Origin of the sequence: uncultured Sphingomonas sp., from assembly GCF_934560975.1 — a bacterium.
GTDB lineage: Bacteria > Pseudomonadota > Alphaproteobacteria > Sphingomonadales > Sphingomonadaceae > Sphingomonas_I.
In genome coordinates, this window is the sequence record NZ_CAKTFO010000002.1 from 70577 (window position 1) to 94833 (window position 24257).

16 protein-coding genes and 1 pseudogene are annotated in these 24257 nt (G+C 64.8%); 9 read left to right on the plus strand and 8 right to left on the minus strand.

Translation table 11 applies throughout. From position 1 onward, the window contains the following. Positions 1-107 precede the first annotated feature (107 nt). Both Q0D93_RS02355 and Q0D93_RS02360 read left to right on the plus strand, forming a co-directional pair. Complete coding sequence (locus tag Q0D93_RS02355) at positions 108-2756, plus strand: TonB-dependent receptor (RefSeq protein ID WP_294390813.1); 2649 nt, start codon at positions 108-110, stop codon at positions 2754-2756. A gap of 55 nt (positions 2757-2811) precedes the next feature. Continuing rightward, positions 2812-5424: a M14 family zinc carboxypeptidase gene (locus tag Q0D93_RS02360; protein ID WP_294390817.1), complete on the plus strand. Its 2613-nt coding sequence runs from the start codon at positions 2812-2814 to the stop codon at positions 5422-5424. A gap of 44 nt (positions 5425-5468) precedes the next feature. Here the strand turns inward: Q0D93_RS02360 and Q0D93_RS02365 are convergent, their stop codons facing one another. From Q0D93_RS02365 to Q0D93_RS02375, 3 genes are all read right to left on the minus strand, one after another. Beyond that, complete coding sequence (locus Q0D93_RS02365; RefSeq protein WP_294390819.1) at positions 5469-6056, minus strand: peptidase dimerization domain-containing protein; 588 nt, start codon at positions 6054-6056, stop codon at positions 5469-5471. 242 nt (positions 6057-6298) lie between these two features. Continuing rightward, positions 6299-7228 carry a TauD/TfdA family dioxygenase gene (locus tag Q0D93_RS02370; RefSeq protein ID WP_294390822.1) on the minus strand — a complete coding sequence of 310 codons (930 nt, stop codon included), beginning with the start codon at positions 7226-7228 and terminating at the stop codon, positions 6299-6301. An 11-nt stretch (positions 7229-7239) separates the two neighbouring features. Continuing rightward, positions 7240-8214 carry a LysR substrate-binding domain-containing protein gene (locus Q0D93_RS02375; RefSeq protein WP_294390825.1) on the minus strand — a complete coding sequence of 325 codons (975 nt, stop codon included), beginning with the start codon at positions 8212-8214 and terminating at the stop codon, positions 7240-7242. 157 nt (positions 8215-8371) lie between these two features. Between Q0D93_RS02375 and Q0D93_RS02380 the strand changes: the two genes are divergently transcribed. Beyond that, a complete protein-coding gene (locus tag Q0D93_RS02380; RefSeq protein ID WP_294390827.1) occupies positions 8372-10684 on the plus strand; it encodes a TonB-dependent receptor in 2313 nt (770 codons plus the stop codon). Positions 10685-10692: 8 nt separating this feature from the next. Next, positions 10693-11862 carry an MFS transporter gene (locus tag Q0D93_RS02385; protein ID WP_294390830.1) on the plus strand — a complete coding sequence of 390 codons (1170 nt, stop codon included), beginning with the start codon at positions 10693-10695 and terminating at the stop codon, positions 11860-11862. A 153-nt stretch (positions 11863-12015) separates the two neighbouring features. Here Q0D93_RS02385 and Q0D93_RS02390 read toward each other — a convergent pair. From Q0D93_RS02390 to Q0D93_RS02400, 3 genes and pseudogenes are all read right to left on the minus strand, one after another. After that, positions 12016-12384: pseudogene (locus tag Q0D93_RS02390) on the minus strand (DDE-type integrase/transposase/recombinase); the annotation flags it as partial. Positions 12385-12459: 75 nt separating this feature from the next. Next, positions 12460-13473, minus strand: a complete 1014-nt coding sequence (locus Q0D93_RS02395; RefSeq protein ID WP_294391240.1) for a phytase — start codon at positions 13471-13473, stop codon at positions 12460-12462. Positions 13474-13505: 32 nt separating this feature from the next. Continuing rightward, positions 13506-16235: a TonB-dependent receptor gene (locus tag Q0D93_RS02400; RefSeq protein ID WP_294390833.1), complete on the minus strand. Its 2730-nt coding sequence runs from the start codon at positions 16233-16235 to the stop codon at positions 13506-13508. A gap of 894 nt (positions 16236-17129) precedes the next feature. Here Q0D93_RS02400 and Q0D93_RS02405 point away from each other — a divergent pair. After that, positions 17130-18359, plus strand: a complete 1230-nt coding sequence (locus tag Q0D93_RS02405) for a Gfo/Idh/MocA family oxidoreductase (protein ID WP_294390836.1) — start codon at positions 17130-17132, stop codon at positions 18357-18359. A 183-nt stretch (positions 18360-18542) separates the two neighbouring features. Here the strand turns inward: Q0D93_RS02405 and Q0D93_RS02410 are convergent, their stop codons facing one another. Beyond that, complete coding sequence (locus tag Q0D93_RS02410; protein ID WP_294390840.1) at positions 18543-18878, minus strand: hypothetical protein; 336 nt, start codon at positions 18876-18878, stop codon at positions 18543-18545. A gap of 17 nt (positions 18879-18895) precedes the next feature. Between Q0D93_RS02410 and Q0D93_RS02415 the strand changes: the two genes are divergently transcribed. From Q0D93_RS02415 to Q0D93_RS02430, 4 genes are all read left to right on the plus strand, one after another. After that, on the plus strand, positions 18896-19354 hold the full coding sequence (locus tag Q0D93_RS02415; protein WP_366510236.1) for a hypothetical protein: 459 nt from the start codon (positions 18896-18898) through the stop codon (positions 19352-19354). A 488-nt stretch (positions 19355-19842) separates the two neighbouring features. Then, complete coding sequence (locus Q0D93_RS02420) at positions 19843-21267, plus strand: UvrD-helicase domain-containing protein (protein WP_294390841.1); 1425 nt, start codon at positions 19843-19845, stop codon at positions 21265-21267. A gap of 128 nt (positions 21268-21395) precedes the next feature. After that, on the plus strand, positions 21396-21617 hold the full coding sequence (locus Q0D93_RS02425; RefSeq protein ID WP_294390843.1) for a hypothetical protein: 222 nt from the start codon (positions 21396-21398) through the stop codon (positions 21615-21617). Between the two features lie 162 nt (positions 21618-21779). Beyond that, the gene (locus tag Q0D93_RS02430; RefSeq protein ID WP_294390846.1) at positions 21780-22586 is read left to right on the plus strand and encodes a rhodanese-related sulfurtransferase; all 807 of its coding nucleotides are present in this window, start codon (positions 21780-21782) and stop codon (positions 22584-22586) included. A 288-nt stretch (positions 22587-22874) separates the two neighbouring features. Here Q0D93_RS02430 and Q0D93_RS02435 read toward each other — a convergent pair whose 3' ends face one another. Next, on the minus strand, positions 22875-24224 hold the full coding sequence (locus Q0D93_RS02435) for a hypothetical protein (protein ID WP_294390848.1): 1350 nt from the start codon (positions 24222-24224) through the stop codon (positions 22875-22877). Between the last annotated feature and the right edge of the window lie 33 nt (positions 24225-24257).

Here is a 24257-nt window from a genome sequence, read left to right on the forward strand (position 1 = left end):
CCGTCTTTGCGGGCGCGCCCGCAAGTTCGTACCCGGGACGCGGCTAGTTTTTCTTCTTTGGTGTCCCCTCACCAATTCCCTACTGATTAGGTAGGGAAAGGGGAAAAATGAACACTCTCAGCTTATCGCTGCTGGCGGCGCTTGCCGCCGGCGTATCAACGCCCGCACTGGCCCAAAGCGCGGCCCTCGCACCAACCATCTCTGCCGACCTGGGCGCGGAGCAGCCCGTTGCTGACGATATCGTCGTGACCGGATCGAACATTCGGCGGGCCGCATCGGAAAGCTTCAATCCCGTGCAGGTGATCGGGCGCGAGGAATTGGCCACGTCCGGACGGATCACCGTCGCCGATGCGCTGCGATCGATCTCGGCCAACACCGGCAATGCCGCAAACGAGACGAGCAACAGTGGCTGGGCGTCCGGATCCGCGGGAATCGGGCTCCGCGGCCTGTCGGCGAAGAACACGCTGGTGCTTCTTAATGGGCGGCGGCTGGCTAATTACGGCTTCCCGGCCAACGGCCTTTCGGACACGTTCGTCAATCTGAACGCGCTGCCGCTGGTGGCGGTGCAACGGATGGAGGTGCTGAAGGACGGCGCGTCGGCCGTTTACGGGTCGGATGCGGTGGCTGGAGTGGTCAACGTCATTACGCGCCAGAACTTCGACGGGCTCGAACTTGGCGGTAGTTTCGGTACCTCGGATCAGGGTGGTCTCGACACGTGGCGCGGGCAATTGGTCGGCGGCTATGGCGACATCGATAAGGACGGCTACAACCTGCTGTTCAGCTTAGAGGCCTACCTGCGTGATCGGCTAGACCAGGACCAGCGCAAGCTGACCCGATCCGGCATCTATGACGACCGGCCCGGCGGCCGCTGGAACGGGTGGACAGCTAAGGGTGCACGCTTCCTGATCGACGGTGCCTCGGTGCCGTTGCTTGACGCTCAGGGCAGTTGCCCGGATGGCATGGCGCTGGTCGCGAGCGGCCCCATCGACGGGCTGCGCGGCAATACCTGCGCGATCAACCTGGCGCCCTATACGACGCTGATCCCGGCAACCGACCGCTATCAGGGCTTCGCACGCGGCACCGTGCAACTGGGCGAGGATACCGAAGCGTTTGTCGAGGGGCTGTACAGCCACATCATGGGCACCTCGATCTTCGGGTCCAGTCCCTATTTTACGCTGGAAGCAGGCCGCTTCGCGCTCAATGCGCAGACCGGGCTGGCGGAACCGGTGTCCAATCTGCTGCCCACCAACAGCCCGTACAATCCGTACGGACGTCCGGTGCAGGTGGAATATACCTTTTTCGATCTCGGCCAGTCACTGAAGACCAATTACTCGGATGCGTTCCGGGTTTTGGCCGGCGCGCGCGGGAAGGTCGTCGGGCTGGATTGGGAGGTGGGCGCTTTCGCGTCCGGCAGTACGGAGCGGGAGGAAGTGGCGGGAGGCTTCGCCGACCGTTTCGGCCTGTTACCTGCGCTCGCCAACGGCGCGCTGAACCTGCGGGATCCCGCCTCCACCCCACAGCCGACCCTGGACTCAATCCGGCTCAGCACCACGCGGCGCGCCCGCTCGCGCCTCTACGGCACCGATGCCAAACTGTCGGGCGAGGTGGTGATGCTGCCGGCCGGCCCGCTCGAGTTCGCCGCCGGGGTGGAATGGCGGCGGGAGTCGTTGGTTTCGCGTAACCCGCGCGAGATCGATGACGGGCGGCAGATCCGCCCTGCCATTGCGGCGGTGGATGGCAAGCGCAACGTGATCGCCGGTTATGCCGAGCTCAACGTCCCGGTCATCAGGGGTCTGGACCTCCAGCTGGCGGCGCGCGGTGATCATTACAGCGACTTCGGCAATGCCTTTTCGCCCAAGGGCGGCTTCCGGTGGCGGGTGTTCGAGCCGCTGATGCTGCGCGGCTCGATCTCGCGCGGTTTCCGCGCCCCGTCATTGTCCGAGAACTCGGCTTCGACCAATATCTCCTACGGTACGGTGGTCGACCCGTTCGATCCGGACGTGCCTGGGTCGCGGCAGAGCCCGACCTTTTTCACCGTCGGCAATGCGGCGCTGAAGCCGGAGCGGACGCGCAGTTACAACCTTGGAGCGGTGTTCACGCCGCTGCGCACCACCACCCTCAGCGTTGACTATTACAAAATCAAGTTGAGCAACCTGATCGGCACGAACAACTCGACAACCATCGTGCAGCTCAACAATCCGCAGGACGTGGTCCGTGACGCGCGCGGCAAGATCCTCGCCGTCTACAACCGTTACCAGAACCTCAGCAAGCTGGAAACGAGCGGCGTCGACGTCGAATTTACGCAGCGTGTGCCGACCAGCGGCTTCGGCGAGTTCAGACTCTCCAGCGTCTACACCCATGTGTTCAACTACAAGAGACCGAACACGGCAGGCGCCGCGCCTGTCGACTATGCGGGATCGAATCTGGGCTTCACACTGCCGAGCGACAAGGCGACCACGCGGCTGGGCTGGTCGTTCGAGCCGGTAGAGGCGGCAGTCACCTGGTATCACACGGCCGGCTATCGTCAGGTCACCGCCGCGGCGATCCAGGACCGGGTCGATGCGTATGACCAGGTCGACCTGTATCTCGGGTGGAAGGTGCTCGAGAAGGTGACACTCTACACGAAGGTCGACAACGTCTTCAACGAGCGGCCGCCCTACGATGCCTCCTTTCCCGGCATCCGCGCGCCCTATGACTTCACGCAATACGATCTGCGCGGGCGCTATTTTCAGCTCGGCTTCGACGTCCGCTTCTGATCCTCGCCGCCGTCACCCTCGTAGGTGGCGGCGGTTTTTTTTCAAAGGATACGAAATGTCACTTCTGTCCGTTGCGCGGCAATCCGCCCGCACGCTCCTCCTGGCGTCGACGGTTACGCTCGCGCTCCTCCCCTCCACCCCGGCGCACGCTCAGACGAGCTATTACTTCCCCGATACGGCAGCCGACGATCTCGACCCGGCTATCCCATCGCCGGAGCAGTTCCTCGGCTACCCGATCGGCAGCCGCTACACCCGGCACGATCGTCTCGTGGAGTATATGCGCGAGCTGGCGCGCCTGTCCGATCGCGTCACGGTGAAAGAGATCGGCCGCACCTATGAAGACCGGCCGCTGATCACGCTGTTCGTCACCTCGCCGCGTAACCATGCCCGGCTCGAGGCGATCCGCCGCGAGCATGCGGTGTTGGCCGATCCGAACGGCGCGGCAGTCGATCCGCGACAGGTACCGGTGGTAGTCGGCCTCTATTACAGCGTCCACGGCAACGAAACGTCGAGCGGCGAGGCTGCCCTGCTCACCGCTTATTATCTCGCCGCAGCCCGTTCGGAGCGGGTGAGGCACTGGCTCGACGACGCGGTTATCCTGATCGATCCGGCCCAGAATCCCGACGGGCGCGACCGTGCCGCAAACTGGCACAATAGTTGGCGCTCCAACCCTCCCAGCGCCGACCCGCTCGACCGCGAACATGTCGAGGGGTTCCCGATGGGTCGCACCAACCATTATTACACTGACCTCAACCGCGACTGGCTGGCGATCACCCAAGCCGAGACCAGGACAAAGATCGACCTGTTTCACCAGTGGACACCCAACGTCCAGATCGACTTCCACGAGATGGGATCGGGCAGCACCTACTATTTCGAGCCTTCACCTCCGGAGATGGAAAGCCCGCTTCTGCCCAAGGCGTCCTATGCGTTCAACCGCACGATGGCGCGCTACTATGCCCGCGCGCTCGACCGGCTCGGCTCGCTTTATTACTCGGGTGAGAATTACGACAATTTTTCCCCGGTCTATGGCTCCACCTATCCCGACTTCCACGGCGGCGTGGGCGCCACGTTTGAACAGGCCAGCTCGCGCGGCCTGGTACAGGACACCGCCAACGGGCCGTTGGAGTTCCGCTTCACCATCCGCAACCATGTAGCGACCGGGCTCGGCACGATCGAAGGCGCCGTTGCCGAACATGCCGGCCTGTTCCAGTTGCAGCGGCAGTTTTTCCAGTCGGCGGTACAGCAGGGCGCCAAGGCCCGGCATGCCGCCTTCGTGTTCGGCGATCCCGCGGATCCTGGCCTGACGCGGCAGATGCTGGACCTGCTGCTTCAGCACCGGATCGAGGTCCATCCTCTCACCGCGCCGGTGACGATTGACGGGCAGCACTTCGATCCGGGGAGCGCCTATGTCGTACCCTCGCGCCAGCCGCAGTTCCGGCTGGTGCACTCCATCTTCGAGGAAACGCCGCCGGCGACCAAGACGGTCTATGGCAGCACATCCTATGCCATCGCACATGCTTATGGCCTGCGCGTCGGCCGGGCAGAACGCCTGCCGAAGATTGGCGCGGAAGTCACGGCGCTACCCGCAACAGCTGGCGGGGTTCGTGGCGCTGCGGGCGCTTATGCTTATGCCATCGACTGGCGCGATCTGAACGCACCGCGTGTCTTGTCCGCCCTGCTGCAACAGGGCATCCGCGTACGGGTCGCACAGTCGGGCTTCACGGCGGCGGCGCAGGACGGCAGCACGCCCTTTGGCATCGGCACGCTGATTGTACCAGCCGCCGGTCAGTCACTCCAGCCCGATGCGCTCCATGCCGCAGTCGATGCTGCTGCGCGGGACGCGGGCGTGCCGGCCTACGCCTTGCCCAGCGGTGATAGCGTGGAGGGCGTCGATCTCGGCAGCGATGCGATCAAGGCGATCGAAAAGCCGGTCATCGCGCTGGTGGTAGGCGAAGGCGTCAACGCCTCGGAGATCGGCTCGACCTGGTTCGCGCTGAGCGAGCGGCTGCACTATCCGGTGACGAAGCTCGACATCGCCCAGATCGCGCAGGCTCCGCTCGATCGATATACCAGCATCGTCCTGGCCGGCGGGTCTTATTCAAGCTGGAGTGACGCGACCGTTTCCCGCGTAAAGACCTGGATCGAAGCAGGCGGCTCACTGATCGCCTTCGGTACCGCCGCACGCTGGGCGGTCAGCAAGGGGCTGATCGGCAGCGAGGCGAAAGATGCGCAGGCCAAGGCTGGCACGGACGATTCCGCCGGCACCGTCCGGAGGGACTTTGCCGACCGGCGCGACGTGGAGGCGCAGGGCCGCACCTCAGGCAATCTCGTCTCGGCGGATGTCGATGTCACCCATCCGCTTGCCTTCGGTGTGCCGCGGCGTGCCTTTTTCGTGCAAAAGGACAGCGAGGTGGTGCTGGCTCCGATCGCCGATCCCTTCTCTACCGTGGTGGCGGTGGATCGCCAGCCGCTGGTCAACGGCTATATGTCGGACAGGCTGCACAAGCGGCTGGCAGGCTCGGTCTGGGCGCAGGTCGCGCGGGCTGGAAAAGGAAATGTCGTGCTGTTCGCAGACGATCCCGCACATCGCAAATACTGGCTCGGCACCGAACGGCTGCTGATCAACGGGCTGTTCTTTTCCAAAGAGCTCACCCCCACCGGCCGGTAGACGAAATGGGCCTGCGGGATGCCTGATCCCGCAGGCCCACGGGCTCATCCGGTTGCGGCGATCTGGTGGAGGAAGTCGACATAACCCATCACGGCATCGTCATACCCGAAGACCTTTGGGTTGCTGCTCTCGATCAGCAGGTATTCGTCGGGAGCGTGAGCGCCATTGCCATGGCCGAAGCCGAACTGTCCCGCCGGCAAGGACGCCGGAGCGGAGGTAAAAACATACCCGGGCCACGAACCGGCTGATCGCGGGTAGATGGTTGTCGATATGCCCGCGCGCGCCAGGCTGGCAAGCTCCGCCCTGATCAGGGTGGAATTCTCGTCCGTCTCGGTCGGATCGTAGCCACCCGACACATTCACCTCGACATCGCCATAACCACGCTTGGCGAGGTGCGCCTTCAACTTGGCTACGCAGTCGTCCTTGTTTTGGTTCGGCACGAGCCGCATGTCGATCTTCGCCACCGCTCGGGAGGACAGGATCGTCTTGCCGCCGACGCCGGTATAGCCGGCGACCAGCCCTTCGATGTTGACCGTGGGCATGGCGGCGAAGCCTTCCAGCGTCTGCTGCCAGGTCATGTCGCCGACGAACTTGGCGACACCCATCTGCGTCATCTCGCGTTGCTGGTTCAATCCCAGATGCCTCGGCCGCACCGGCAGCGGTGGCGGCAAGCACCGTTGTGCCCAGCACAGCCCCGCGAAGCACTTCACGGTGGACCGGCGACGCCGGTTGAAGATCGTCCATGTGATTGTCCTCCCTCTTGATTACTGAACGAGAATGAAGCGCACACGAGATCTCCGACAAAGCCGCAACACACGGCTCCGGACCATCGCAAGTGCAAGGCATCCCGGCAGGCCGGGCATGACTGAGAGCTTCAACAAGCGACCTTCATTTCCGGAGCTTGGTCCGGCTTCACCTGTCGGCTGCGCCGCCCATCGATCGCGACCGGCGGTTCGCCATGGATCGTCACCCGCCGGACGATCCGGCGCTGATCGCCATAATCATCGATCGCATAGTGCTGGGTTGCGCGATTGTCCCAAATTGCCACATCGCCAGCCCGCCAACTCCAGCGAACCGTGTTCTCCAGTCGCGTGATGTGTGTTTGAAAGATCTCGTACATGCGCCGGGACTCGCTTTCCCCGAGCCCGACGAACTTTTTGAAGAAGGCGCCAAGCACGAGGCTGCGCTCACCCGTTTCAGGATGAACCCGGACCAGCGGATGCTCGGCTTCGTACACCGTCTTGATGAATTCGGCCTGATACGCATCTGTGCCCGCGTCGCGCTCCGTCTGGTTCGCCGCATAGTCATAGTCGTTGCTGTGGATCGACCATAACTCATCTGCGAGCGCGCGCAGCGGAGCGGGCAGCCGCGCATAGGCCTCCGCCGCATTCGCCCATACCGTGTCGCCGCCAACGGCCGGGATCACGACCGCACGCAGGATAGACGCGGCGGGATAGCTGGTCACGAAGGTCAGGTCTGTATGCCAGACGTTCGACTTGCCGCCATGCTTCGAGTCCAGCTCAAGCAGGAAATCGCCGACCTGCGCCGGCGCGGTTGGATGCGTAGTCGGCGTACCGAGCCGCCGGCCGAACGCCTGATGCCCGGCATCGTCCAGGTGATGCTGGTCACGAAAGAACAGCACCTTGTGGCGGCAGAGCGCGCGCCACACTCGGCCAAGGGTCTCGTCGTCGAGGTCGGGCGCAAGCTTCACCCCCTGCACCACCCCGCCGATGCGGCCGGCGACAGGCGCGATGTCGAGGGCGTTGGTGGCATCGGCGGCGTTGGACATGCGTTGTGCAGACATGGTGACTCCGGTCATGCGGCTATCGTCGTTCTAGGCTGGGTTTGCAGAAGGCTTGCGACCGAGACCGCGTGCGGCCTTTGCCGCGCTTCGAGCAGCCAGGTTTTCAGCATGACTACCTCAGGCCGCTGAGGTCGGTCGCCATGCTCGACGACATGGTAGCCGCGCTTGCTGCGCAGCGGCGTGCGAGACAGCGGAACGAGGCCGCCGCCGGCGACCAGGTCGTCGATCAGCGGCGTCCAGCCGATGCAGACGCCCTGACCGAGCAGCGCCGCCTGCAGGACCAGCTGGAAATTGTCGAAGGCAGGTCCATCCTGGTCACCGCTAGCGGGAAGATCGTGCGCGGCCAGCCAGTCGGCCCAGGTAAACCAGCGATCCTTGCCGGGCGCGCGCAGGTGAAGGAGCCGCATGCCCTGGATCTCGGATATGGCGAGCGGCAGCGCCCGACCGGCCAGATAAGCAGGCGCACAGACCGGATAGACCTCTTCGGAGAAGATCGGCGTGGTGCGATAGCTGCCCCATCCGCCGCGGCCGAACATGATGCCAAGGTCGAAGTCCGCGCTGGTCGCGTCCACCTCGGCCTGCGTGGTGGCGACCCGCACCTCGATGCCAGGCAGCAGTCGCTCCAACTCCGTCAAGCGCGGCATCAGCCACCAGGCGGCAAAGCCATAGTCGGTCAGGATCTGGATCGACCGGCGGGTCGCCTGTCGCCGCACCCGATCCACGCCTTCTGCCAGCGTTTTCAGACCCTGTTCGACATTGGCGAACAACGCAGCGCCTGCAGGGGTCAATTCCACGCCGCGATGTCGTCGCAAGAACAGCTCGACGCCGAGCTCGCTCTCCAGCTCCGATATCTGCTGGCTGACCCGGGCCTGCGACATGGTCAGCTCATTTGCGGCGCCGGTGAACCGGCCGTGCCGGGCCGCAGCCTCGAACACGGCCATGCCCTTCAGCGGCAGTCGGTGAAAGCGCGGTGCGATTAGCTCCACTTATGCCACCCTTAAGAATCCGATGGGTTCAAGCCCTGTGGGTCCAAGCGTAGCTATATTCTATCTTGAGGGTAGAGAATTGCTGTTCACCTTGGCGAAGCTCAGCTTTCGCGGCGGCACAGTGAAGCGCCTCTCCCGAACTCGGAACGGAGGGGGAATGCACGTGAAGATCATCGTGTCAGCGATCAGCCGGGTGGCGATCGTCGCCGCTCTTGCTCGGGGTGGAGCAGCCTTTGCCGGCGAAACGGCGCCAGTTGATGGTGCGGTGCCGGCGGACGCGGGCGAGATCGTCGTCACTGCCACCAAACGCGCCGCCAGCGCGCAGGAAGTGCCGCTTTCGCTGACCGTCCTGGATCCGCGTACCATCACCGAGCAGCACCTGCGCGACACGGTGGCGCTCGCTCGCCAGACGCCGAACCTTGTCGCCGAGTCTGCGATGGGCGCCGCCATGCCGCGCTTTCGCCTGCGCGGCATCGGCACCAACGACTTCACGCCGACGACCGCATCGCCGGTCGGCGTCTATGAGGACGAGGTGTATATCAGCGCGGCCGCAGGCCTCAGCCGCCCGCTTTACGATCTCGAACGGGTGGAGGTACTGCGCGGCCCGCAGGGTACGCTATGGGGCAAGAACACCACCGCTGGCGCGATCCACTATGTCACCACCAAGCCGGGCGACGTGCAGTCGGGCCAGGTCCAGCTCTCCTATGGCACCGATGACACGCGCGAAGCCGAAGCCGGGATCGGCGGCCCCATCTCCGAAACGCTCAGCTATCGCCTCGCCGGCGTCTACAAGCATCGTGATGGCCAATTCTTCAACGACTACACCGGTAGCGAGGTCGGCAGCTACGACATCTGGGATCTGCGCGGGCAGCTGAAATGGGATCTCGCCCCCGGATCGACCCTGATCGTCAAGGGCCATGGCGGTCGCACCCGTCAAGGGCAGCCGCTCCAGCATGTCGGCATCCTCGCGGGCGGCGCCGACAGCGACGGTTATGTCGAGCGGGACAAGCGCGATGCACTCAGCAACAACGGCCCCGGCAACACCTGGGCGCGCCGTGCCGGAACGGATGCGCATCTCGACGTCGATCTCGGTGGCGCGACGCTGACCAACATTGCCGCCTATGAATGGGCGAGTTCGCTGATCTACTCGGACGACGATGCCAATCCAGTGTCCAGCTATCACGAACGTTATGGTGGCGGATCGCACACATTCACCGACGAACTTCGTATCGCTTCCCCGGCGGACGAGGCGTTCGGCTGGATCGTCGGCGGCTATTACTTGCACGACCGCACCAAGAGCTTCGGCCAGCTCGGCCTTTACAGCCCGACGAACTTCGGCGTGAACGGCATCGCCTACGATCTGCGGGTGGACACCGACAATCTCGCCGGCTTCGCCAACCTGTCCTACGCGGTGACGCCAAGCCTGAAGCTGTCCGCCGGCGCACGCTATACCTGGGAGCGCAAGTCCGTCTTCGGCATCGCGTTCGAATATGCGACCAACCCGGCCAATGTGTTCGACATCAGCGACCCGACCATCACCTATATCGACACCGCGGCCGGCATCTACCAGAATGGTCCCGGCCAGCCGATCGATCCGGTGCGCCCGCGCAAGGCGTGGAAGAAGCTGACTTGGGATGCCTCCGCCGACTACGAAGTGACGGACGGCGTGCGGCTGTTCGGCCGCGTGGCGCGCGGCTTCCGCTCCGGCAATTACAACGCCTATATCGCGACACCGTCGGACCTGTCGGTCTATGATCCCGAGACGCTCACTTCCTACGAGGCGGGGATCAAGACGAACTTGCTGGATCGCAGGCTGACCCTGAACATGACCGGCTTCCATTACGATTTCGACGACATGCAGGTCACCGTGTTGCGGGACGTCGGTACGCGGACGCAGAATGCCGCCAAGGCACGCGTCGACGGGCTCGAAGTGGAGGCAGTGGCACGGCCCGTCGCCGGGCTGACCCTCAACACCGGCTGGGGATTTCAGGACGGCAAGTATCGCGATTTCCGCAACGCGTCCGCGCCGTTCCCGATCAACCGGGGCGTGCCGCTGGACCTGTCCGGACAGCGGCTCGAACGGGCGCCGCGGCACACGCTGAACCTGGCGGGCACCTATGAGACTACGGTCGGCGCCGGCACGCTCCGGCTCAACACGGACTGGCGCTATGCCAGCCGCTACCGTTTCCACATCTGGTCCGACGTGACCGACAACACGCCGGCTCCGTTTCTCGATACGCCGGACCTGCGCGCACTGGTACGCAACACGTTCAGCCAGGACGGTTACTGGCTCGGCAACGCCACCATCACCTATCGCTTCGCCAGCGGGCTAGAGACCTCGCTGTGGGTGCGCAACATCACGGATCAGGCCTATAACACGAACGCCTTCGGCATGTTCTTCAACCGTTCGATCAGCACCTATCCGGGCGAGCGGCGGACCGGCGGCGTCTCGCTCGGCTACCGCTTTTGAGACTGGCCGTGACTTCCGCTGAAGCACAAGGTGCGTGGCGCACGATGCTCGGCATCGGAGCCGCGACCGCGGCGGCGCATATCGGCAACAATTTCGCCACCTATCTCATCGGCGGTCTGATCGATCGCTACGGCTTCACCCCTGTCGCGATGGGGGCGTGGAACATGGCGGAAACGCTCTCCTACGCCTGCGCCATGTTCCTGATCACGCCGTTTGTCTCCATGCTGAACCCGCGCCGGCTGGCAATCTTGGCCGGCCTGATCGTGATCGTCGCGCAGGCACTGGGCGCGCTTACCGGATCCTACCCGTTGCTGCTGCTTACCCGCATCGGCACCGGGATCGGCTTCGGCCTTGCCAACACCGCACTCAATCTTGCCGCCGCCGGTACGCGGCATCCGGCGCGCGCGATCTCGATCGGCATAACCTGCCAGACGATCCTCTATGCCGGGATCAACCTTGGTCTACCGCTGGTCGGAGAGGCGGCGGGCGTGACGGGCATGTTCGCCGCGCTGGCAGGCCTGTCCGCTTTGCTGACACTCGGCGCGACGTTACTGCCGAGCCACGGAGGCACACTTTCCGACCAACCGGTGCGACTTAGGACCGGCAGCCACGGCGCGCGGGTGCTGGTCGCCATGGCACTGTTCACGTTCGGCAGCCTGATGATTTGGCCGTTCATGGAGCGGGCCGCACATGCGATCGGACTGTCCGCTGTCGAGTTCGGACGCTTTCAAAGCGTCGCGACTTTGGCCAGCGCCTTCGGCAACGTGATCCTGGCGGCGACGGTGGGGCGGATCCGGCAGGACATCGCCGTCGGCGTGGCGTTGCTGCTATGCGGCGTAGCCTGTGCCGCGCTCACCACCGTTGCAAACCATGCCCTGTTCGCAACCGCGCTCGTCGCCTATAACGTCGCTTGGTTCGTCAGCTACCCGCTGCTGCTCGGCATCGCCTACCGCGTCAGTTCCGATGGCTCGCTGGCGATACTCTGTTCGGCGGTATGGCTGCTGATGATGTCGCTCGGTTCGCTCGCCACCGGCTTCATCGCGCAGACGCTCGGCGGCTACGGGGCAGTCGGTCCGCTCGGGCTCGGCTTCTGCATCCTCGCCGCGCTCTCCGCCGCGTCGCTCGCCCGCCCGGTCGCGGTAAACCCGCTCAAGGCCCCGCCGTCGTCAGCAGGTTGATGCGTTCTGGCCAGGATCAGCCCAGTACGCGTCACCGGGATTGAGCTACCGATTGCCAACTATCGAGATTACCACAATACCGATGTCTAACCAGATCCCGCACGGAACGTCGGCGTGGACCGAGGCGAACTTCTGTAAGGTCTTCACCTGCCTGAACCCGAGAGCGACCGCCTTGTCGCGGGTGGCGGTGACGTAGCTTTCCAGCACCTCGCCTTCATGGTCGACCGCACGCCAGAGATAGCGCATCTCGCCGCCGATCTTCACGTACATTTCGTCCAGGTGCCAACGCCAGTGGCGCAGGCCGCGCATCCGGCTCACCTGCGGGCGGCGGATATCGGCGGCAAATAGCGGACCGAACCGGCTCCACCAGAGCCTGACCGTCTCGTGGCAGATGTCGATCCCAAGCTCGAACAGCAGGTCTTCCGCGATCCGCAACGAGAGCGGGAACCGCACGTACATCACCAGCCGGATCACCTCCGGTGACGAGTTGAAATAGCGGAACGGGTTCTCGACCTTGCTTATGCCAGCAGGCTAGCAAGCCCCTGCCCCGCCCCGCCAATTGCTTTGACAACGCCCCCGCAATCGCGCTGCCTGGGCTCAACGCAGCTTCAGCGCGCGCTTGATATCCGCCCACGCGACCATCTTGAAGTTCTGCGCTCGCGGCTGGTTCTGTCCGTCCTGCGCCACGAACAGGCCATCGGGGAAGCGGCCGCCCACATCACCGACAGCGATGTCGATGCCGTCTGTTTCCTCCGTCGCGCCGAACGCGCCTGCGGCGATCCGGAAGCGGCCGACGAAAGCATCGTCGCGCAGCCGGTACACGGCATAGGCATTGTCGCCCTGGCTGGAAACGAGCAGGTAGCCGCCATCGCCGCGCCCCTCTGCGGCGATCGTCACGCCCTCCGTGTCGGCAACGATGCGAGATCCGTCCACATCCGCGACCTTGCGACCCGCCCACCCGCCGGATGCCGCCGTATCAAAACGCCAGACACCGACATCCTCTTCGGCAACGTAGAGACGGCCGGTGCGGTCGTCGGCAACGCACCCTTCCGACTGCGTCGCCAGCTTCATCGTTCGGACGGTCCGCCCCGTCGGCGCAGGCCCGGACAGGTCCAGCGCGACCTGATTGATCGTTCCGTCCTTCAGCACGTTGAAGGCGAACAAGGCGGCGTCCTTGCGATAAAGGCAGACGCCGTAGGCCTCACCCGTTCCCACCGGCACCTTGCCGAGCGGAACCAGCGTCGCGGCGAGTGGGTCGAGGCGGAACAGCGCCACCATCGCGGCCGCAGGATCGCTCCTGTCGCTCACCGCGACGATGATCCCGGCCTTGCCCATGTCGCGCAGGTCGACGTTGTTGACGCGCCCGGCAGCCACGAACGACCGGTCCTTGCCGTCGAGCGCGTAGACATGCAGCCCGGCGCGCTTGTCCGTCGCCACGATCAGGCTGGCGGACGGGTCCACCGGATTGCGCCAGATCGCGGGGTCGTCGGCGGCATCGGCGTTGCGCGTTTCAACGGCTTCGGTCTCCCCAAGCGCCTGGACGGTGGCCGTGGTCGCGGTGATCGCCGATGATGCGACCGGGCGATCGAACGCCGTGCACCCCGTCGCCATCGTCAGGACCATCAGTGCAGGAAATGTCCGCATCAGAAGTTCAACCGCACGCCGCCCGTGTAGCGCCGGCCGAACCGCTCCCACTCGATCGTATAGGCGGACTGGCGGACGTAACGGCGGCCCGGCTGATTGAGCAGGTTCGATGCATCGGCATAGATTTCGATGTTCGGAGTGATGGCGTAGCGCAGCGAGGCATCCATCTCGTCGTCGGCCGCCCAGAACTGGTTGCCGCCATCCGCCGCCGCGCCCAGCGAGTCCAACCACGCGGAACGGCGCTGGTAATTGAGCCGGAGCGACACGCCATACTTCTCGTAATATCCGCCGACATTGAAGACGAGTTCGGACGTTCCCGGCAGTGATACCTTGCTACCGTCCGGCGTCGTCGCCCGGCTCTTGTTGTAGGTGACGTTGGCGGTGATGCCAAACCCGCCAACCCAGTCTGGAAGCCCGAGTTCGGCCGTGAACGGCTCAAGCTGCTGCTGCACCGCCGCTTCCGCGCCGTAGATGTAGCCGCTACCGCCATTGGTGACGGTGCTGAAGATATATTGCGAGCGATCGATCCCGCCGCTGTTCAGGGCATCCGACTGGAAGGTCCGGCTGTCGTCGAACAGCACGTCCTCGATCTTCTTGTAGAACGCGCCGACCATCACATAGCCCTGCGGCTGGACGTACCATTCGAAATAGCCGTCCACCCCATAAGCCCGCTCCGGCTTGGCATCCGGGTTGCCGCCGGAAACAGTGAGGTTGGAGTCGCTGTAGGTGAAGTTCGGGCGAAGCTGGTCATAGTCCGGCCGCGCCGCGCCGGTGTTGAAGGACAGGCGCAGCTTCTTGTCCTGCGCCACGTCGAAGTTGAGGTGCAGGCTGGGATAGACCAAGGTCAGGTCGTTGTCGGCCTGGATCGGCAGCGCGGCATCGCCGTTGACGAAGGCGCGTCCGCGATTCGTGATGTGTTCGATCCGGGCGCCGCCCAGCACGCTGCCCCAGCCATACTTCACGTCCGCCATGGCATAAGCGGCGTAGACCTGCTCACGGACATTGTAGAAATTGGCCAGCAGCGGCAGGTAATCCGCCACCGCGTCCGCTTTCTCCACGTTGTCGCGCATCTTCGCCTTGTCGAAATAGCGAAACGTATAGCCGAGCGGGATCTTGCCCTTGAACGGCGTGTCCAGCGAGTCCGGCAGGAACGTGGTCGAGATTCCCGCGCCTTCCGCCTGCGCGCCGGTGATCGAAAGCTGCGCCTCGTTCGCTTCCTTGGTGCGCTGATCGAACCGACCGCCGATCGTGATCGTGCCCTGGCCGCCGAACAGGCCCATTTCGCGGCTGAGGTCGAACCGCGCGGTATAGGCCTTGGTGATGTCCACGAAGTCGCTGGACGCGAGCGACGTCAGGGGGCGGGAGAAATCGTCGATATTCGTCACCGGGTCACCGGCGCGGAACGTGCCTCCACTGCTCAGCGTGCGGTACAGCGTCACCTTGGCATGCTGCGGATCGCTGAGATCGTAGCCGACCGTCGGCCGCAGCGTGCGCGTCGACGGGCTGTCATAGCGCGCCTCTCCGACGATCGAGCGATCGTCCTTGGCGCGCGTATAATTCAGGCGCCAGCCGAGCTTCCAGCCGTCGCCAAACGCATGGTCGCCGCCGAGCGTGTTGGTGAAGATCGACTGTTCGTATGCGCGCAGTGTCGCCCGCTGGTTGATGTCGATGCCGTACACCGTCCCCTTGGTCGGCGTGTTGCCGATGCACACGTCGGCATAGCCGCTGTTGGCAGGGGTGGGATTTGGTGCAACCGCGCAGGCGGGGACGGCCGGGCGCGTCAGGTCCGATTGACGATCGTCCAGGTCGAAGATGTAATTGTCGCGCGCCTCATCATCGGTGAAGGCTGTGAAGATCGATTGGGCGAAGATGCGGTTGTCGGCGTCCGGCTTCCAATCGAGCCGGCCCGAATAGGAATAGTTCTTGCGGGTCAGGCGGTAGAGCTTGTTCTCCGTCTCCCGCGCCCAGATCCGATCGGCATTGCCGGGCTGACGATCCTGCGACACCTGCTCCCAATCGGTCTCAAAATTATCGGTGACCATGTCGCGCTGGTAATAGCTGCCGGCGGCCAGGATGCCGATCTCGCCGATTCCGGTTTCGAACCGGTCGGAGATGACGGCCTGCCCTTCATATTCCTGCCGCTTGCCGAGTTCGACATAGCCGCCGCCAAGCTTGCCCGAGACGTGCAGCCCCTTGTAGTCGAGCGCGGAACGGGTGCGGACGTCGACATTGCCGGCGACGGTTTCGCCGGTCATGTCGGGCGTCACCGCCTTGCGCACCACGATCTGCGATGCGATCGCCGAAGGGATGCTGTCATAGCGAGTGTCGCGCCCTTCGGGGCTCACCACGTTGATTCCGTCGATCGACAGGGTGGTCCAATTGATCGGCGCGCCACGCAGCGAGATGTACCGCGCCTGCCCCTGATCGCGCTGCACGGCCACGCCGGGCAGTCGGCTGGTGGCCTGCGCGATGTTCTGGTCGGGCAGGCGGCCGACGGCATCGGCGGCGGCGACAGCAACCAGCGAATCCGATGCGCGCTGCACCGCCAGCGCCGACTTTTCCGATTCCGCGATCGGCCGGCTTGCCGTCACGACGATCTCGTCGGCCGCTGCCAGGCGGGCCACCCCCTGCGCAGAAGCCTGGCCACTGGCCAGTGCGGCAAGGCCGGCGCCGCCGAGTGCGACGAGTTTGATCGTGAGCGGCGTGACCTGCCGTATGTTCGGATACATCGATTTCCCCTGAAACCGGCAGGAGCCGGCGGAATGCGGCTAGGCACGATGCATGACACTTATCGGGCAGACAGATGACAAAGCGGTGACACACGGCGATGTGGCGAAGGTGCAACGCCGCGCATGGTGCTGCCAGTCCAAGTCTAATTCGTGTCTGACAGGCACATCTCTGGCTGGTCGCCGGCCTGTTCGGCGTCCTCCGGTTCGGGATGATGGTGAAGCTCACCGAGGAGCACCCTGCGGTCACCGGCGGACTGATGTGCGCGGCGGCCCTGACCACCTTGTGACAAGGCGCGGTGCGGTGCGCGCTCGCCGGCGCCACGGCGGCCGATCGGAGTGTTTGCGCCGCGCCATCGGGAGGGAGCAAGATGCGAGCCCGGTGCTCGCGCCAACACCGCGCGGGTCCGGCACCGACGATCACGACAACTCAGTGGGACCCGCTATGTCCGACGCTTCGGTCCGCCCGGCCGGTGCCGCAGACCTTCCCGCAATCCGATCCATCGTCGAGAACGCGTACCAGGGTGCTGTCAAAGCAACCCGCCCGTATGAACCGAGGGCGCCCCTCTCCTATCCTTGCTCCCGGTGTGGGGCAAAGCAGGAGCATGTCAGGGTCTAGCCGGTGACGCGTGCAGCACTGACGGCAATACTCACCCTAAAGCATCCCGTTGTTTTGACGACCCCAGTCCGCCTTCCGTCCAAGTGCATGTCGAGATCGTAGTTTTGAATAACGATATTCTCGCGTGGCGCCTGTTGCCGATTTAGCATCTGGCGACGGTAATGGGTCTTTCTATTCTGACTGGAGCCGGTGACGGAGGGATGAATATTCCGGCGTACCGGGAGCGGAAGCATGACACTGAACGTATAACCAGTGTCAGCGACAAAGAAGGATAGGATATGAGCGGCACCAGCCTGACGCGGCGGCGATTCATCGAGTTAGGGCGGCATACCGCTGCTGTTACACTCGCCGCCGCTGCTGCCCCAGCGTCGGTGTTCGCGCAGGTGGGCCGCCAAGAAACCGCGCGCGGTCGTCCCATGCCCGACGATGTCAGTCTGCCCTCTACTCCACCGCGATCGAAGCGACCCGACAGCGTTGGCTACGCGATCGTCGGCTTGGGCAATTATGCGCTCAACCAGATGATGCCGCGCTTCTCGCAGTCCGCGCGGTCGCACATGGCAGCCCTGGTGTCCGGCAACCCCGAAAAACTGCGCCGCGTCGGCGACGCCTATGGGGTGCCGGCTGACGCCCGCTACTCCTACGAGCAATATGACCGCATCGGCACTGACCGGCGTATCGATGCAGTGTACATCGTCCTGCCGACCGGCCTCCACGCTGACTATACCGTGCGCGCCTTCGCGGCGGGCAAGCATGTGCTCTGCGAAAAGCCGATGGCCTTGAGCAGTGCGGACTGCGAACGGATGATCGCCGCCGGGCGACGCGCTAACCGGCGGCTGATGATCGCCTACCGCGTGCATTTCGAGCCTCACAACATCGAGGCGATGGCGCTGATGCGGCGCCGGGCGGCAGGCAACATTCGCTTCGTGCGGACCGAACAACTGTCACGCACCGATCCATCATCGACACCGGCCGAGAACTGGCGGCTCGACAAGGCGCTCGCCGGTGGCGGGCCGCTGGAGGACTATGGCATCTACGGCCTGCAAGCGGCCCTTTACCTCACCAACGAAATGCCCGAGAGCATTACCGCCGTGACTTTTCGCCCCGCGAACGACCCGCGGTTTGCGCAGGTTTTTGCCTCGGTCGCGTCGCAGCTGCGTTTCCCTTCGGGCGCGATCGGGCAGTTGATGACCTCATACGATTCGAGCGGTGCGAACCTAGTGCATGTCCGCGGTGACACCGGCGCGTTAATCATGGATCCAGCGACCGGCTACAAGGGCCACAATATGCGGCTGGAGGGGCGTGAGCGCCGCGACTTCTCGCTCGGCGACCCGACGGTGCAGTTCGCAGGGCAGCTCGACAACTTCTCAGATGCGATCCGCGACGGTTCGACAATCCGGACACCTGGCGAGATGGGCCTACGAGACATCCGGTTGATGGAGGCAATCTATGCCGCCGCCGAAACCGGACGCGCGGTACGTTTGAGCCCCGACGGGCGAATGCTCCGTTGAACTGTTGCAGCTTAATCCTGGCCAATAGCGGGAATAGTTCCGTCTTTGAATTCGAGCGTTCGTGCTTTCAACGACAGCCGGGCCGGCCAGCCCACCCGCGCAGTTGACCCGATACCGGACTTTCCGGCCGCGTTACTCGTCTCCGAAACCTGCCACTTACTCACCGTAAACGAAAGGTAACTATCAGCGCTGCTTCTTCGTGATCGATGCGGTAAAGTCCGGATCCTTCTTCGCCACCCAATCCACAAACTTGCGCACGTTTGGATGTTCCAGCAGGCCCGCCACCTCCATGCCATGACGCTGCAATTCGGAATTGGTGAAATTGGCGGTCAGGGTCTGCTGGCAGATCGGATGCATCGGTACGACATCGCGGCCACCGCGGCTCTTGGGCACGGGATGGTGCCAGACAATGGTCTTGCCCGTCGGTCGGCCGCAGAGCCAGCATGGCACCGGCGCGGCCGGGGCGTCGTCCTCCGGCGGAAGATGATCGTAGGGATCGTGTTTTGAACGTCTGGCCATAGCTCAATCTGAATGCGTTGATTGCCTCCGCCTGTAGCGCAGCGATCCGCTGCATCATATGGAAAGCTGCCAACAGGGTCCTATCGCTGCGGACCGATCGGGAAAGAACGATGACGGATCCGTTGAAACCTTGGGACGCGGCACTGGTCCGCAAATGGCTGGAGCGCCGTTACGAGGCATCGCGGCTGGATCAGGCGGCGGCGGACAGGCGCGGCTATGAAGCCCGGGACGATTTCGACAAGGCCGCTGCCGAGGAATGGGCGTGCCGCGCGCTGAAGAGCGCCGACTGCACGAACGACCAGGCTGCGCTCGCCGCCCGCCTCAAGGAGTTGATCGGCCAGGATGAATATCCTGCGACGGGCCTCCATGACGATATTCGGTTCGAACGGCATGTTCGTACCTATTTGCGGAAGCTCGTCAAAATGACGAAGGCGAATGAAGGCTTCGAGAACATCCTCCGCCATCAGCGCCGGTAGTGCGTCTCCACCACCTGGCGCACCTCCGGGACCACCCCGTCGGCATCCCCCTTGCCTTGATCGACGAAGGCCGCGACTTCCTCCACCTCTTCACATGCCCCGCGCGGCGCAGCTTGTCGAGGGCGACCGCCGTGGCGGATGACCACTCGCCTCCGCCATCGAAGTCGATCCGGAAGGCGGCGCAGGGGACGCCCGCGCGCTTTAGCTCGACCTCGCGCAGGAGGAACTCGTCGTGGGACGGCACGATCACCTCCAAGTTGGTCGGCGCGGTCGTGATGGTCGCGAGCTGGCCCTTGTACGTCTCGCCGAACATCTGGCAGTAGAGCGTCACCATGCCCTCGGCGTTGCCTTCGTCGCGGCCGCGGAGGCGCAGCCTCCAACGCAATAAGGACATGCCACGTCATCCACCGCCGAAGCCGTTCCGAATGGCCGCCGCCCACGCTCGCGACAGCCGCCCGGATCCTCGAACCGCCAGAGTGCCGCCATCCGTGATCCCGACCGACGAACAGCAGGCCATATTGGATCGCCCGCCGACCGGCACGGTCAAGGTGCTGGCGGGTGCCGGTTGCGGCAAGACTTCCACGCTTGTCGCCTATGGCAATCGCTGGCCGGGGCGCGGCCTCTATCTGGCGTTCAACACCGCCATCGCGCAGGAGGCGGCGCGCAAGTTTCCGCCGCATATCGAGGCGCGCACCGCCCATAGCTTCGCCTACCGCCAGCTCGGCCTCCACGCCCGCAAGGCGGAGCTGGTGAAGCGGTACACGACCGCGCACCTCGACGCGTTCGATGACGCGATCCGCGCCGTTCCGGGCCTCGGCCGCCAACAGGTCAGGAGCGCCATCCTGGCGACGATCGACCGCTTCCTGATCGACGAAGGCACCAAGATCCGGCGCGACCATTGCCAGGTCGAGAACCACGCCCAGAATCTGGCGGTCCGCAAGATTGCGGGCGAGATCACGCTCAAGCTGCTCCGCTTCGCCGACCATGATCTGCCGATCACCTTCGACACCTACCTCAAGCGGTTCGAGATGAAGCACCGCATCACGGGGTTCGACTATCTGCTGCTGGACGAGGCGCAGGACCTCAATCCCGTGCTGATCTCCATCGCCCGGAAGGCCGGTATCCCGACCATCGTCGTCGGCGACCCCTATCAGTCCATCTACCGCTTCCGGGGTGCGGTCGACGCGATGGATGCGTTCCCGGTCGAGGAATTGACGCTGACACAAAGTTGGCGTTTCGGGGATGCGGTCGCGCGCATCGCCAACGCGATCCTGCGCCACAGTGCCAAGCCCCCGCGCCACCGCCTGTCCGGCAATCCCGCCGTCGAGACGGTGGTGGCGCGCTATTCCGGCAAGGTCGCGACCCTGCCCGACACGGCCATCCTCGCCCGCACCAATGCGCGCCTGTTTGAAAGCCTGGCCACCATCGACCGGCCGTTCCACCTGGTCGGCGGCATCCGGGACCTCCACAAGCAGCTCAGGTCCGCGCACGCTCTGTCGCAAGGGCGGTTGCAGGGCGTCACGGAGGAGTCCATCGCCCGCTTCCCCAATTGGCGTGGTTTGCAGGAGTCGGCCGAGCGCGGCGATACGGAGATGCGGCGCGTGCGCGACATCATCGACAAGCATGGCGCGCAACTGCCGTCCTTGCTGGAACGCCTGACCCAGCTGCACCGCGACCGTGAGGAGGAGGCGCAGATCGTGGTTTCCACCGCCCACAAGGCCAAGGGGCGGGAGTGGGAGAATGTGGTCGTGCTGGACGATTTCGATACGCCCGCCGACCTTGCCGCCCGCCGGCGGAGCGACGCGAAGAAGGCGGTCGACGCCGACCAGCAGATCAACCTCCTCTACGTCGCCTGCACCCGCGCCCGGCGCTCGCTCCATCTCGCGCCGAAGCTGTACGACGCCCTGGTCTGACGTGCCAAATCGATCCGCTTGCCGCCTGTGCCGGGGACCGCGCCGGCCGGTCGCCACAAAAAAAGCTTACATACCGCACGACCCGAACATGCGCCTCGTGAGTTGGCCTCCTCGGAAGGAGAGCCAGCATGAGCGACCGGCGAAAACAGGCGCAGGAGGAGGCCGACCGGCTCCACGAGGAGGAAGAGCACGAAAAGGCAATCGCGGCGCAACTCCCACCCGGCAAGGAACAGGACGAGCATCGCATGCGCGGCGAACGCCTGTCCGACAAGGCTTGGTCGATCGAGGAAGCGGAAGACATCGATCCCCGGCCGAGCGGCTCCTGGCCCGAACCGACGACCAAGCCCTGAGGGAGTTGCAGCCCCCGCGCCTTTCTGCCCGCACATCCCGCCGGGCGCGGACACGCGCGCCGGTCGCGTCCCTTCGCCCATGGTCTATGGACCGAGACAGACGCCCCGCCCGACGGTAAAGACGCGGAATTAGCCCGTCACGACACACAGGACCTATCAGGGGTGAACGACCTCTCTCTGCCCATCTCCGTCGCCGCTTTGTACCAGTTCACGATGTTCGAGGATCCCGCTGCGATCCAGGGTCCGTTGGCGGAGCGGTGCTGCAATCTCGGCGTGCGCGGCACCTTGCTGATCGCGCGCGAGGGGATCAACGGCACCATTGCCGGCCCGGATGCAGCGATTGAGGCGGTGCTGGACCATGTCCGCGCCCTGCCCGGCTGCGCCGCGATCGAGGTCAAGTTTTCGCGCGCGCAAGCCTTGCCGTTCGACCGGATCAAGGTGCGGCTGAAGCGCGAGATCGTCACCATGGGCCAGCCCGGCATCGATCCGCTGGCCGATGTCGGCCACTATGTCGCCCCGGCCGACTGGAACGCGCTGATCGACGACCCTGATACGATCGTGATCGACACGCGCAACGATTACGAGGTCGCACTCGGCAGCTTCACAGGCGCCGTCAACCCGCACACGCGCACCTTTCGCGAGTTTCCCGCCTGGTTTCGCGACTTTCGCGCCGGCCGGGGCGACCGCCCGATGCCGCGCATCGCCATGTTCTGCACCGGGGGCATACGCTGTGAGAAGGCGACCGCCTTCGTCAAGGCGGAGGGGCTGGACGATGTCTACCACCTCAAAGGCGGCATCCTCGCTTATCTGGAGGCGGTGCCCCCGCAGGCGAGCCGCTGGCAGGGCGAATGCTTCGTGTTCGATCAGCGCGTGACGGTGACGGACGGCCTGCAACCCGGCGACAGGATGCTGTGCCCGCAATGCCAGCGCCCGCTCGACGGTTCCGCCTGCACCGCCTGCCAAAGCTGAACCGCCCGTCGCCGCGTCCGGTCGAACACCTCAGCAACGCCGCTTGTCCAGCCGCCGCGCATCCCGCCGGTCAAGCGCGTCCTCCGCGCGCTGTGCCAGCAGGCGCAGATGCGCCTCGGTTGCGCGGTCCCCCTCCGTCGCATCCGGGACCGCGTAGCACCGCCTCAGCCATTGCCCGATGTGAGCATTTTCCATCCAGGCTCAACGACTTGGACGCCTTTCGGGTCACGCCTTCCCACCGAAATGGTGTTTCCGTGGGCAGAATATCCGCGCCCGCGCGGCTGTCGCTCACCCCAAGGATGCGGCCGCCACGTCTTTCGGCCGGCGATGCCGCGCCGCCAGCCAGCGTGCCGCCCGCACCGTCCCCGCCACGGCGAGGAAGATCAGCAGCGCCGTGATGATGTAGCGATAGCGCGTGCGCGGCTGCGGCCCGATATAAGGGATCACCGCCGTCATGATGATCGCCAGCGGGTAGAGATACAGCCACCGCCTTCGCCACAGAAATGCGATCAGGGTCGCGGCGGCCAGCAGCACGAACAGGGCGGCATAGGCCGATCGGCCGACATCGGCATGGCCGGGATGGCCCGCCAGGCTCCACAGCCAGGGCGGCGGCATGTAGAATTGGCCGACATGGCGCAGCCACAGCTTGGCGGCCAGCATCGGGTGAGCGCGCGCCCAGGCCGTCGCCTCCTGCCCCATCACCTCGGCATAGGCGACCTCGCCGCCCACCGCCTGCATCCGCTCATAGGCTTCCTTGCTCTGGAACGGATGGACGCTCTGCAGGCGGTGGCGGAAGGTCAGCCCCGGATCGGCCGGCGACACGCCCTCGGCATAGGTGCCGACGCCCAGCTCCAACCCGGCATTGCCGCGCGACCACAGCCACTTGCCGGTAATGTCGTGATTGCGGATCGCCCACGGCAGCGAGAACAGCACCAGCAGACCGGCGGCGATCCCGACCATGCCCGGCCACCGGCGGAGCGGCATCCGCCGCAGCGCCAGCACCCCGCATACCGCATAGGCCGGCACCGCGACCGCGGGGCTCAGCAGGAACAGAAAGGCCGCCAGCGCGCCCAGGCCGATCACGTCGCGCCACCGTATCTCCCGCGCGCGATCCAGCGTCAGCGCGGCGAGCAGCACGCCCATCAGCACGAAACACGCCTCATTGCCCTCGCGGATGCGGAAGTCCTGCGTTTCCATATTGATGTTCACCGGCACCAACAGGAACAAGGCGATCGCCAGCCGCCGCATCAATTGCGTCTCGCCCAGCAGGGCAAAGCAGCGATCCAGCAGCAGCATCGTGCCGAACAGGATCGCCGTCGCCAGCCCGAACAGGATCATTTCGGATGGCAGGCTGTCGATGCCGAACAGCCGGTACACCGCCGCACCCAAAGCCGGCGCGACAAAGCCAACATGCGTGGTCGGTATGCCGTCCATATGATAGGCGTTGGCGATCACGCCGGTCCGGGCCAGCGTCGCCGTCACCTGATGGATCTCGCTCAGCAACGGGCCGGTCGTGCGGGCTTTGAACACCCACAGGATACGCATCAGCGCGCTTGCCGCAAAGATCAGCGGAATGGTCCAGGGCGATGTCGCGAACCAGCCGATCAGCCGCGTCGCGACCCCGTTGCGCTGTTCCATTCCGTTCTTCCCCCGCGATGCACCGTTGCGGCG